Origin of the sequence: Marinobacter sp. DS40M6 (assembly GCF_028581595.1) — a bacterium.
Classification (GTDB): domain Bacteria; phylum Pseudomonadota; class Gammaproteobacteria; order Pseudomonadales; family Oleiphilaceae; genus Marinobacter; species Marinobacter salarius.
In genome coordinates this window covers 107,717-120,088 of sequence record NZ_JAFCAE010000008.1, presented here as the reverse complement: position 1 = coordinate 120,088, position 12,372 = coordinate 107,717, and the positions used below count along the sequence as shown (strand labels likewise).

Annotated in this window: 10 protein-coding genes and 1 pseudogene; 4 read left to right on the top strand and 7 right to left on the bottom strand. The window is 56.2% G+C overall.

The window, feature by feature from the left end:
- Positions 1 to 107 precede the first annotated feature (107 nt).
- Together gcvH and JJO78_RS18425 are read right to left on the bottom strand one after the other, a co-directional pair.
- On the bottom strand, positions 108 to 500 hold the full coding sequence (gcvH, locus tag JJO78_RS18430; protein WP_036203540.1) for a glycine cleavage system protein GcvH: 393 nt from the start codon (positions 498 to 500) through the stop codon (positions 108 to 110).
- A 93-nt stretch (positions 501 to 593) separates the two neighbouring features.
- Positions 594 to 1,490: a LysR family transcriptional regulator gene (locus tag JJO78_RS18425; protein WP_036203537.1), complete on the bottom strand. Its 897-nt coding sequence runs from the start codon at positions 1,488 to 1,490 to the stop codon at positions 594 to 596.
- A gap of 109 nt (positions 1,491 to 1,599) precedes the next feature.
- On the opposite strand from JJO78_RS18425, the gene metE reads away from it, so the two are divergent.
- Positions 1,600 to 3,873, top strand: a complete 2,274-nt coding sequence (gene metE / locus JJO78_RS18420; RefSeq protein ID WP_273624406.1) for a 5-methyltetrahydropteroyltriglutamate--homocysteine S-methyltransferase — start codon at positions 1,600 to 1,602, stop codon at positions 3,871 to 3,873.
- 42 nt (positions 3,874 to 3,915) lie between these two features.
- Here metE and JJO78_RS18415 read toward each other — a convergent pair whose 3' ends face one another.
- On the bottom strand, positions 3,916 to 4,614 hold the full coding sequence (locus tag JJO78_RS18415; protein WP_036203531.1) for a DUF3592 domain-containing protein: 699 nt from the start codon (positions 4,612 to 4,614) through the stop codon (positions 3,916 to 3,918).
- A 421-nt stretch (positions 4,615 to 5,035) separates the two neighbouring features.
- Between JJO78_RS18415 and JJO78_RS18410 the strand changes: the two genes are divergently transcribed.
- Entirely contained in the window at positions 5,036 to 5,905 is an 870-nt protein-coding gene (locus tag JJO78_RS18410; protein ID WP_051946566.1) for a formylglycine-generating enzyme family protein, read from the top strand.
- A 57-nt stretch (positions 5,906 to 5,962) separates the two neighbouring features.
- Here JJO78_RS18410 and JJO78_RS18405 read toward each other — a convergent pair whose 3' ends face one another.
- Entirely contained in the window at positions 5,963 to 6,151 is a 189-nt protein-coding gene (locus tag JJO78_RS18405; RefSeq protein WP_273624405.1) for a hypothetical protein, read from the bottom strand.
- Between JJO78_RS18405 and JJO78_RS20625 the strand changes: the two are divergent.
- Positions 6,071 to 6,559, top strand: a pseudogene (locus JJO78_RS20625) (formylglycine-generating enzyme family protein). The gene JJO78_RS18405 and the pseudogene JJO78_RS20625 sit on opposite strands and share 81 nt — an antisense overlap.
- Positions 6,544 to 6,798, top strand: a complete 255-nt coding sequence (locus JJO78_RS20620) for an SUMF1/EgtB/PvdO family nonheme iron enzyme (RefSeq protein ID WP_443094035.1) — start codon at positions 6,544 to 6,546, stop codon at positions 6,796 to 6,798. Before JJO78_RS20625 ends, JJO78_RS20620 begins: the two are co-directional and overlap by 16 nt.
- Positions 6,799 to 6,828: 30 nt before the next feature.
- Here the strand turns inward: JJO78_RS20620 and JJO78_RS18400 are convergent, their stop codons facing one another.
- Genes JJO78_RS18400 through JJO78_RS18390 form a run of 3 tightly spaced genes read right to left on the bottom strand, consistent with a single transcriptional unit; the run spans position 6,829 to position 12,344 of the window.
- Positions 6,829 to 9,420, bottom strand: a complete 2,592-nt coding sequence (locus JJO78_RS18400) for a hypothetical protein (protein ID WP_273624404.1) — start codon at positions 9,418 to 9,420, stop codon at positions 6,829 to 6,831.
- Positions 9,404 to 10,267 carry a DUF4123 domain-containing protein gene (locus tag JJO78_RS18395; protein ID WP_177190644.1) on the bottom strand — a complete coding sequence of 288 codons (864 nt, stop codon included), beginning with the start codon at positions 10,265 to 10,267 and terminating at the stop codon, positions 9,404 to 9,406. The genes JJO78_RS18400 and JJO78_RS18395 overlap by 17 nt, the downstream gene beginning before the upstream one ends.
- Positions 10,236 to 12,344, bottom strand: a complete 2,109-nt coding sequence (locus JJO78_RS18390) for a type VI secretion system Vgr family protein (RefSeq protein WP_273624403.1) — start codon at positions 12,342 to 12,344, stop codon at positions 10,236 to 10,238. The genes JJO78_RS18395 and JJO78_RS18390 overlap by 32 nt, the downstream gene beginning before the upstream one ends.
- Positions 12,345 to 12,372: the final 28 nt, after the last annotated feature.

Below are 12,372 nucleotides of genomic sequence, written 5' to 3'. Positions count from 1 at the left end.
ACTGTGCGGAGCCATGGATGGCGGAGCCCAAGCCGCACAAGGACGTCTTGAGGCGTGTTTTGGAAGGCCCTCCCGGCTTGATCCTAACTCCGAAGCAATCTGCGGGGTCACTCCTCGGCAGCCACATGCTCCGCATAGGCCACAGAATCCATCAGGCCATCCAGCTCACCGGCATCCGCCAACCGCACCCGGAACAACCAGCCATCACCATAAGGATCCTCATTCACCTTCTCAGGCTCATCCTCCAGGCTCTCATTGACCTCAATCACCTCACCGGTCACCGGACTGAACACATCAGACGCCGACTTCACCGACTCGGCAACACCCGCCTCTTCAGCACCAGTTACCGTCGAACCCACATCCGGAACACCAATAAAAACGATATCCCCCAGTTGATCCTGGGCAAAATCCGTGATTCCGACGGTTGCGGTGCCGTCGTCGGCCACACGCACCCACTGGTGCGTTTCAATGTATTTCAGATCTGCGGGTGTTTCGCTCATGGTCACATGTCCCCGATGAATAATTTCGCGCATTTTAACCGAAGAACGACGCCCCCGCGAACATCTCAACCAAAGTTGCGACGGATTCCAGCTTCAATCCAGCCCCCAGGTCGTTTCCCGCGCCATCGTCATGAACGACTGAAGATAGGCCACATCCACATCCCGCTCACGGAGGCCCAGGAAAATCTGCTTATCAATACCCTCCCGCCCCAGCCGTACCGGGCTGATCGGCATCTGATGGGCGTACTCTTCCACCAGCCAACGGGGCAGTGCCGATACCCCCCGCCCTGCCGCGACCATTTGCAGCATGATGTCCGTGGTTTCAATGGTCTTATGCCGGGCCGGGCTGCTGTGGGCCGGCACCAGAAACCGGGTATAGATGTCCAGCCGCTCGGCATCCACCGGATAGGTAATCAGAGTCTCACTTTCAAGATCAGATGGCTCCGCCCAAGGCCTGGAGGCCAGCGGGTGATCGCTCGGCACTACGAGAACCTGCTCGTAATCAAAGACCGGCTCGTAAACGAGCCCCTTGCGGTGCAATGGGTCCGGCGTCACCAACACATCGATGTCGTAGCCAAACAAAGCACCGATACCACCAAACTGGAAGCGCTGCTTCACATCCACATCCACGCCTGGCCATTGCTCAAGATACGGCCCAACCACCTTGAGCAGCCACTGGTAACAGGGATGACATTCCATACCGATTCGCAGGCTGCCCCGCTGCCCTCGGGCAATCTGACCCACCAATTCCTCGGCATGCTCAAACTGCGGCAACAAACGATTCGCGAGTGACAGTAAATACAACCCGGATTGAGTTGGCCGCAGTTTACGGCCTTCACGCACCCACACGGGCGTTCCCAGCTGCTGCTCCAGCTTCTTCATGGCATGACTGAGGGCAGACTGGGTGAGGCACAGCGCGTCCGCCGCCGCCGTCAATGAGCCGCTCCGATCCACTTCACGGACGATCTCCAGATGATTGCGCTCTATCATTGGCCGACCTTAGTTGAAAAAAATTCATGGATTCATGAGATTTTACCATTATTTTTCATGTCAGATCAGCACTAGCCTTGAAGGCCTGAATGACGACAGGAGATTCATCATGGTAACCACCCATAACCTGGGCTTTCCCAGAATTGGCCAACGTCGCGAACTCAAATTTGCCCTTGAGGGTTATTGGAAAGGCGAGTTAAGCGAAGACAACCTACAGCAAACCGCGGCAGGGCTCCGCGCCAGCAACTGGCAGAGGCAGCGCCCGCTCACGCTGGCGCCGGTCGGCGACTTCTCGCTCTACGACCAGGTACTGGACATGAGCGCCACACTCGGCAACCTGCCCAAGCGCTCAGGCAAGGCCGATGACCACGAACTGGACCGCTACTTCCGCATTGCCCGTGGCCGGTCCCCGGCTGATAACGATTGCTGTGGCGTCCATGCCGGTGAAATGACCAAGTGGTTCGACACCAACTACCACTATATTGTCCCGGAATTCGACGCGGACACACGGTTCAGCCTGAATTCCACACGTTTACTGGAACAACTGGCCGAAGCCAGGGCCGTAGGCGTCAATGCCAAGCCAGCTATCATCGGCCCTGTCACCTACCTCTGGCTTGGCAAATCCAAGGACGATACAGACCGGCTCAGCCTGCTGGATGACTTACTGCCGGTCTATGCGGAGCTGTTGCAGCTTCTTGCCGACAATGGCGCGGAGTGGGTGCAGATTGACGAGCCCATCCTGGTCACCGAACTGGGAGGCGATTGGCGGCACGCCCTGAACCTGGCTTACCACAACCTCAAGGCCAGCCCGGTAAAACTGCTTCTGACCACCTACTTCGGCCAACTGCGGGAAAACCTGCAACTGGCCTGTGAGCTACCGGTTGCCGGCCTACACCTGGATGCAACAAACGCCCGTGACGAAGTGTCCCGCGTGACGGACTGGCTGCCGGGGCACAAGGTTCTCTCACTGGGCGTGATCGACGGTCGCAATATATGGAAGACAGACCTGCAGGCAACCCTCGACTGGCTCGAACCGGTCTACCAGAAGCTGCAAGAACGGCTGTGGATAGCGCCATCCTGCTCCCTTCTCCATGTGCCGGTGGACCTGAACAACGAAACCACCATGGACCCGGAAATACGCTCCTGGCTGGCCTTTGCGCGGCAAAAGCTGGAAGAACTGCAGTTACTGGCAACGGCACTTACCGATGGCCAGGATGCGGTGGCCCGGGAACTGAAGAGCAATGCAGACGCCATACTCAGTCGCAGGAACTCAACCCGCGTAACGGACCCAGAGGTTCGCGGGGCAGTCGCAGCCATTACGCCTGAGCTGGGCCAGCGCAAAAGCAGCTATCAGCAGCGCTCCGCGATCCAGGCCAGCCACCTGAAGCTGCCACGCTACCCCACAACCACCATCGGCTCGTTCCCCCAGACCAAGGATATCCGCCAAACGCGGCTCAAGTACCGCAAGGGCGAACTCGCACCCGAGGAATACCAGGAGCGAATCCGCGCAGAAATCCGCCACTGCGTCCAAGAGCAGGAACAACTGGGGCTGGACGTGCTAGTCCACGGCGAGGTGGAACGCAACGACATGGTGGAGTACTTCGGCGAGCAACTGGAGGGCTACGTGTTCAGCCGCTTTGGCTGGGTGCAATCCTACGGCTCCCGCTGCGTGAAACCGCCCATCCTGTTCGGCGATATTTCCCGGCCCAAAGCCATGACCGTGGAATGGATTCGCTACGCCCAGTCCCTGACCGACAAGCCCCTCAAAGGCATGCTCACCGGCCCGGTCACCATCCTCAACTGGTCCTTCGTGCGCGATGACCAGCCCCGGAAAGACACCTGCCTGCAACTGGCACTGGCGATCCGCGAGGAAGTACTGGACCTGGAACAGGCTGGCGTGAACATCATTCAGATCGACGAAGCCGCCCTTCGAGAAGGCCTGCCCCTGCGCCAGAGCGATTGGCAGACCTACCTGGACTGGGCCATCGAAGCCTTCCGGATTACCGCCAATGGCGTGCAAAACGAAACCCAGATACACACCCATATGTGCTATTCGGAATTCAACGACATCATCGAAGCCATCGCCCGCATGGACGCCGATGTCATCACCATCGAAACCTCCCGATCTGACATGGAGCTGCTGGATGCCTTCAAGGGATTCCAGTATCCCAATGATATTGGTCCGGGTGTCTACGATATTCACTCGCCCAACGTGCCGGGGACTGAGCAGATCGTGTCGCTGATGAACAAGGCCGCGGAAAGAATCCCCGCCGAAAGGCTCTGGATCAACCCGGACTGCGGGTTGAAAACCCGGTCGTGGGATGAGGTGATTCCGGCGTTGAGGGGAATGGTGGCTGCGGCTCGGGAGTTGCGGGAGGCGTGAGCTTGGGGGGAGAGACATGGATGGTCTCTCCCCACTTCAATTTCAGGACGCCAATTTTGGCAGAAAGGAGGTATCTACCCAATACTGCCCGGGGTTTGTCGGGTTGATATAAACAGGGATCGAATCACCAAGGATATGGCTTGAGGGATTGAACCACAGGTTACCGCTCCTGAATACGTGGATATCTGAAGTAACCGGGTTCTGCCACTGACACACAATCTGATATGGGCTCTTACCATTCATAACGAGCCTCTCGTTTCTTTCCACCCCCTGATAGCGGGATTGAACCAGCTGTCCCGTTTTGCGCAGTTTTGCCGCACTCCCGTTCCTGATGGCAGGCACCACAAACATACCAGCGCCAACCAAAAAGAACGCTGCTCCAATCCCGCCGACAATAAGGGCCACGCCCCAAAGCGAGAAGAAATCATCGATACGTGCCGACTCCGGTTCACCCGGCGCAAAAAGTACACGTACTTCCTCTCCACGACTGTAACTCGCAGGGTTGCTGCCGCTTGAGGACTGAAATTCCACCGGTCTGCCCGACTCATACTCAAATCGGACAATGGGATAATAGGCGTTGGAATCACTGGACCGTGAGCGAATCAGGTCAGATACAACCCCGGGCTTGGCTGTTGCGGTTTCAAGAAAGGTTGAAGTGCTCTGGAATGCGAAAAAGGCGCCGGCCAGCATGCCGAGGCCTACGAGCGTAAAGATAAGACGCAGGGTTTTAAAAGTTTTCATCTCAGTTCCTTTGATCGTTTCGTCCGTAGCCGAAAACGACCTGTTTTCGGCTATGGGAATTATACGCGGATGGGCTCCTATTGAAATGGTGAAGTTTGATCCCTACCTGTCTCCGACACAGTTCGCGTTAAAGGTGCCGGCTTCGACAGAAATTATGCCTACCGGACTGCAGCGATGTTTGTTTGATATACCACTCATGCGAGACCAAGATGAATTAGATCAATACCCTTTGCAGTCAACCGCCCCTGACTCCTTGCTCGATATCTCTCCGCTACTGAGCATCGGCGCATATGATCTTCCAGTTTGTCAGAACGGACGAAAGCAACGTGTTTGTTACCTGCCAGTCGAAGCTTGGCCCTTGTCAGCCAGACAGGTAGAATACCCGCGTACATGGAATGTCACTCAATGGACTGGAATGACTATGACCACCCGCCGTACCCAGCAATCCTTTTTGCTTGCGTTATCATTGACGGCCCTGACTGGCTGCGATGCCATCAACGACTGGCACGCCATTGAGATGGTCCAGCGCAACATGGACAACATGGTGTTCGTTGAAGGAGGTGAATTCCTGATGGGCAACCCAGGCGGATGGGCCATGGGGGCCGATACCGTTCCCGCTCATGATGTAGTGCTTGATGACTTTCATATCCAAAAGTACGAAGTCACCCAAGGGGATTTTGAGACTTTTGTGGAAGCCTCTGGTCATGTGATAAAAGCCCGCAGTTATGAAGACGATAGACAACGATATCCCGAGCGGTTCTCCGAGGAGCTACCCGCCGTGGTTTCCTGGTTGGATGCCAAGGCCTTCTGCCAGTGGCTCGGGAAGCAATCCGACCGCAACGTGGACTTGCCTACAGAGGCACAATGGGAATACGCCGCCCGCTCTGGAGGCAAGTCATTTCGCCACGCCACTGATAACGGAGAACTAGAGCCGGGGCGGAACATTAGCGAAGCCAATGACCCAGCCCTGGCCCTTTACGGCAATGACCAGGACATCCCCGAACCTCCCGGTCTTTACCCTCCCAACCCTCTAGGGCTGTATGACATGTCAGCCAATGTGAGTGAATGGGTCAACGACTACTACCAACCGGACTACTACCAGCACTCGGAACGGGTCAACCCAAAAGGACCAGAAACGGGTGAGCGCAGTTCTTTTTTTGACGCGCCACTAAGGGTTATGCGCGGAGGGGACTTCGAGGTTCCCCTCGTCGGTAGTTCTACTGTTATTCGATTGCGGGGCACTCAATCACTCGCGCCTTTGGATGGCGGATTCCGCTGTGCAGCGAACTGAATGCCTCTCAATGGACTGGACGCCCGCCGTGCCCAGCAATCCCTCGTGCTTGCGTTATCATTGACGGCCCTGACTGGCTGCGATGCCATCAACGACTGACACGCCATTGAGATGGTCCAGCGCAACATGGACAACATGGTGTTCGTTGAAGGAGGTGAATTCCTGATGGGCAACCCAGGCGGATGGGCCATGGGGGCCGATACCGTTCCCGCTCATGATGTAGTGCTTGATGACTTTCATATCCAAAAGTACGAAGTCACCCAAGGGGATTTTGAGACTTTTGTGGAAGCCTCAGGACACGAAATTAAAGCGCGCTTTTAGGAAGACAAACGCAGTGAGTCCCCTGAAAGCTTTGCAAGCGAGCTCCCCGCACCTGTCTCCTAGCACGATGCTAAAGCATTCTGTCTATGGCTAGGGGAACAGACTGGTCACAAAGTGGATCTGCCCACTGAGGCCCAGTGGGAATATGCAGCACGCTCGGCAGGTAAACCGCTTCGCCATGCAACCGACAACGGAACACTGGAGCCGGGAAGGAATATCAGCGAAGCCAATGCCCCCGCTCTGGCCCGTTACGGCAACGATCTGGATATCCCCGAACCGCCCGGCCGTTATCCCCTAACCCGCTCGGGCTCTAAGACATGTCCGGCAATGTAGCAGAGTGGGTCAACGACTATTCCGCCCCAGATTACTACCAGAAATCGGAGAAAGTTAATCCCACGGGCCCAGAAACAGGTAAAGCGGTACCCGTAACCCCTAAACAAAAAGAACCCGAAAGAGTCATGCGTGGTGCTGACTACGAAGGTCCAATTATCAACAGTTCTACCGTTTCCCGGCGAGTAGTTCCTGAATCAGCTGTACCACTGAATAGCGGGTTCCGCTGTGTAAGAAACTAGGCTTCCGACCAAACGGGAGGGAGCAGATGGTTAAGAGTATAACGTCGAAAGCCATTGTTCTGTATCCTGGGCCTTGTTGGGCGATTGATACAAGAACCGCAGTACCAAACTCACATAGTTATTCTTGAGATCAACTACGCTACCCTTAGCTCCCCCTGCCTGTCCCATACGCCGGAGTATTTCCGTAAACTCTCGGTGCGTTTTTACAGTATTCACAACAGAGAAAGCGGCGGATGCCAATTGCCTGTGGTCATCCCCATTCTGGCGAGGGACCCGAGACACATTCTTTGAAAACAAGTGAAGCAATTCCGCCTTGGCTTCAGGTGTGTAAGTGGCAATCTCACCATTTGTCGCCAGTTGACTCGCTGCATTAATGGCCGCTTGGTAACTTTCCCTGGCTTCATCCCAATATTTCCTAAGATCGAGAATTGGCTTGGCTACGATATCGACCAAATCTTCGCCGCTGATCGCTTGAACACGTAACATTAGGGAGATCAGTGAAAACGCCTCGCTCTCTACCCATTCCAGGAACCGGAAATCGGACTGCTCCAAGGACCAGCGTATAAACTGCACCAGTTCCACAACCTGCAATACGCTCAGTTCAGCTGCAACGCCACCGCCACCGCCAGGCCCGAGAACTAAGTGACCTTTCAAAGTCATATAAATCTTATCCTGTGGAGATAGCCCGATCTTAAACTCGAATCCTGCTCCGAGCCCCGCAGACAATGCGAGTTCCGGCTTTACCTCCAGCAAAGACTTGAAGTCCTTATCCGCCCCATCCCGCCTTTCCTGTTCTTCTTCGGAAAGGGTTTCACCCTGGCCTGGGGCCTGATCTCCCTGAACCTCCGCATATGCCGCTTTCCACTTCACACTAAAGGCCGCTTCGTTTTTCAGGGTACCGCCAACAAATGCTTCGCCGTTGGACTCTCCACTAATTCCAACATTCTGGGGAGCGGAAGCCACCTTCACACTGGCTCCCAGCGAAGCACAGGCGCCTGCGAAGCCCTGAATAACATATTCCGCATCAGCCCGAATAAGGCCACAATGCAGCGAAACCAATTCGCCTTTCCTGTCCTGGTAGGACAGTCTGAAAGGCATGCCACCCTCGTTAGGAAACTTTGCTGCCAGGGAGGCCTTGCCTTCAAGCAAGCTGTAAGCACCCTCCATCTTGCCACCCACATGGGCTTCCTGCTTAACCGGATTGTAGGATGCCGACAATCCGGCTTGGGCGGCAAAGCGGAACATCTGTGCTTCCGTCGCCGCCGAGAATCGACCATCGCTTGTGGATATATCTTCCTTGAACAACTCAATATTGAGTTGATTGAAAAAGTTGTCTTCCTTACTCTTCCATTCTGCGAGTTTGAGCTTCAGCTCACGGCTTGTCTGCAAGGCACTCAAGGCTTGTTTGCCTGCTCCCTTGAACTGGTTGGCAGACATCGCTTCTCTCACGTCTGCCATTCTCATCGGCCGCCATCCCCGGCGAAGTTGCTCCAGCGCCTCCCGGTGTATATAACGGTAACCGGATTCACCGGAGCGCTTAATCTCTACCACATTCCAGGCTCGGGTATTACCAACATTCGGGCTGGCAAATACCTCATTGTTGGACGGCGGGCTACCCTCCACCAAACGGCTTAGGGCTTGCTCCTGTTCCAACAACAATTGTTCTTTTTCGTCCTGAAGTTCCCGATACTGCTCTACTTCTTCCGTATCCACCAGGCTCCACATCGTTGGGGTCGGACTGCTCGTAGAAAAGTACTCAGCAAGAGAGCGCCACCAAGAGGGGGTTGGTGTGTTCTCGATTTGATTCAGTCGCTCCCTGCGCCTTGCTAACGCTGCGATATCCCTCTCAGCGATGAACTCCGGCCAACGTGTCTGCTCTTTGAGAACCCTGGTTTCATGGGCCAATTGGGCCAGGGTTTCGTCACTAGCGTTACCGGAAGCCCGCTCAACACGGTACGCAATCTCCGCCTCTAGCCCCGCTCGAAGGTATTCCATCCGCTCATCCAGTGTTTCAAAGGCTTGCTGCTGTCTTACAACACTGTTTCGGTGAGCATTCAGAACGGTTTCGATATCCGGCAATGTCCGTTCCAGTTCGTGAGAGAGTCTGATAAACATTCGAAGAGTCAGTTGATCCTTCGGCTCATTCGTTGGGCGCCGATACATCGGGCTCAAGACCTCACGTCGAAGTTGTTCCACCTCTCTGCGGATACGAGCACGTCGGCGCTCCTGCCGATCAAGGCGTTGTTGCGCGTGCTGCCATCGCCCCCGATATTCCTGGAGCAGTTCTCCAGCGGAATTGCTTGTAGACGTCGGCGGCAAGGCATCAAGCTCTTTCAATTCCCGCCAGACTTCTGCCTTGGCTTCGGGAATACGGTTCTGGGATTTACCTTCCGCCTGTTGAAGCTTTTGCAATGGCGCCCGAAGTTCGTTGATCGCATGGCTCAACTCATTGCACTGTCTCTCGGTCAGTGCATGTACCACATCCGCTTCACCAGTAATGTGGAGTAACTCGACAAACTCGACCTGACAATCGGCGCAAGAGGCCTCGGTGGAACTTGAATCATTTGCGGCTCGTGGCGGAGCCAAGTTATTTCCTGGCTGTACGTCATGCTGTTGCGACATAGTCCGACTTCCTTATGCTTTCCATAGCTGTCAGCCTTTCACTAGCTGACCATTGTTCCTGTTTTAGAATTTCCCGGTACTCCCTGATTTCCGGAAAGTCATCACCATGCACTATGGCCAATCGTAACCAGCGTTCCTGGTCCGACACTTTTGTCATCCCTGCCCTATGCGCTTCCAACAACCGGTCCAAAACCCAAACAGAGGGATCTTTGTGCGAAATGAGGTTACTTTCGTAATAGCTGGCGAAATCCTGGGCCTGGGCGGCGAGCCGGTAATGGGATGCTTGTCGAAGCTGATCCTCACTGACAGGGGATAGGGGCTCTTCATTTAGCACAGCATTATCGGTAACTGCCGCTATGTGCGTTCGCCAAACCCCGCCATCGTGCCAGGTCCACTGTTCCCCCGGAGGCACAAACTGATGCCGCTGCGCGTCCCCCATGACGCACAATAGCGGCCCGAGCATCCTGGGTTCATGAAAGCGCAGTAGCCGCGAACTTTCCGAGCCAAGTAACCACTTCTGACAACGATCCCGCAGGTTTGTCGGCTCCAACGATGTATGGATCAGGACACCCAGGGGGCGGGCCTCCATGTCTTCCGTAAGCTGCTGTGTAAGCGAATGGCTGTTTCGCAGGTCCACCAGGATTGGACCACTAGACCAATTTGGTTGCCATTCACTGCCTTCAAACAAACTCCACCACGCAACGGTTTCGTTGGCCATTACATTGTAGAGCTGTTTCAGGAAGTCGTGAGCTATGGCCAGGTCGATAATCGCATAAGAAGCAACCTGAGGTTTGTCACTCTTAGGAGACATCTCCTCAAGTGTGGTTATGTAATATGCAGCGTCCATGCTCATCATACTCACAGTTGGTAATAGCCAGGTTGCCTGAATCCGCAGCCTCCTTCAGCAGGCTAGCTCTTGAAGGATCAGGGCTGGCGTTAGATCTCTGATTCGTGCCGCCCAGCACCGCTTGATCGTTATTTGGCGCAACACCTTCCGATAAAAGCTGAGGTACTTCTGGAACCTGGGCCGAAGCGCCGGCCCCACTTCCAGGCTCACCCCCGGAATTCATCTTCACCATGGGCCCGGACACGGTCACACCGCTGGGGTCCACCTTCACAAAGCTACCACCGGCTTTCAGGGTTACTTCCGCACCCGCTTCGATCACGATTTTCATACCGGCCTTGTGGTGGATTTCGCTGCCGGCTTCAATGAGCTGGTTCTTGCCCTGTTTGCTGTGGTAGCTGCCGTTGACGGTGAGGCTTGAGTCACCGCCGATGGATTCGCGCTTCTCACCATCCACCGTGGCGTGGTCATTGCCCTTGATGTGGGCCTTGCGGTGGTTGTCCACGGTGAGGTGGCTGTCATTCCTGATGACTTCGGTGCGGTTGTTTTCCGTCAGCAGGTCCAGGTCTTTCTGGGCGTGGACGTAGATCTGTTCCTTGTCCGCTTCGTCCTCGAACCGCAGTTCGTTGCTGCCCTCACCCTTGTGGGTCTGGGTCTTGAGAGTGGTTCTGGTCTTGTGCTCTGGCAACGCGTACGGCGGCGTGTTGGTGGCGTGGTAGGTTCTTCCGGTAATGATCGGCTGGTCCGGGTCGCCGTCCAGGAAGCTGACGATGACTTCGTTGCCGATTCTCGGCAGCGCCATGAAGCCATACTGGCCACCGGCCCAGCCCTGGCTGACCCTGAGCCAGGCGCTGCTGTGTTCGTCATTCTTTGAGTAGCGATCCCAGGGGAATCGCACTTTGACGCGCCCGTGTTCGTCGCAGTGGATCTCTTCGCCTTTGGGGCCGGTGACGAGGGCGACCTGGGGGCCGTCCATCAACGGGCGGTGTTCGACCTGGGGCCGCCAGGTGCGGTCCGTAGGGATGGCGTTGAAGGCGTTGTGGTAGGTGGTGGCGCCGTTGTTGCCATCCTCTTCCAGGGCCTGGGGTTGTTCTCCGGTGTGGGTGATGCTGGTGAACAGCCATTCCCGGTTCAGGCGTGGGTTGTCGTGGTCGGTGAGTTCGACTTTGGCACCTACGGTGAAGTCGGGGCGGTTGCTCTGGCCATCGGCGATGGCGGCGTCGTTCCTGAGGGCATCGAGACGGCTTTCGGTAAAGGGCTGGCCACTGGCGTCCTGCTTGAAGCGGCCGGGGTAGTCGTAGTGCTGGTAGTCTTCCCGCTGGCCGTCCAGTTTGTCGCCCTGGTGTTCGTGCATCAGTGCGTAGGCGGGGTTCTTGAAGGTGTAGTCCTTCATGGCCACGGAGGCGGCTTTCACCCGTTCCCGGTAGCGGAACTGGAAGACGGTACTCTGGCGGGTGCTGCCACCAGCCTTGGCGTTGTATTCCACCGGGTCGAGCCTGGGGGCGTCGCCGTGGTGGTCGGCGATGATGAGAGCGGGTTGGTCGTTGCCTTCCACATCGCCGTGGTAATAGCGGTAGTGCCAGCCTTCTTCAGCGGCCAGCCGTTCGACAAAGGCCAGGTCGCTTTCCCGGTGCTGGACGCAGTATTCCCGTTCTTCGGGGGTGCGCTTGAGATCAAACGCGGTATCGATAAGGCCCCGCTCTTCCAGCAGGGTGCGCACGATGGCGTCGGTGGCCTGGGTCTGGAAGATGCGGCTGTTGTGCATCAGGTCGAGGCGCCACAGGGGTGGCTGGACGATGACGTCGTAACGGGTGCGGCGATGGCCGGAGTCGCCCCGGACGAATTCGTTGATCACGCCGGTAAAGCGCCGCAGCGGAACGCCATCCTGCCACATCACCAGTTCCACGGGCTGTTCCAACACGTCTTCGGGGGCGATGTCGGGCGAGGTGCTGGCCAGTTCCAGCTTGCAGTAGCAGAGCCTGGAAAGGTACTCGGTCAGCTCGAAACGGGCGACCACGAACAGGTCTTTGGGGAGTTGGCCAAGGGTGGCCGTGAACTGCAGTCCGGTTGCCTGGGGCATGTCTTCGATCCCTGAAGAAGTGAATGTC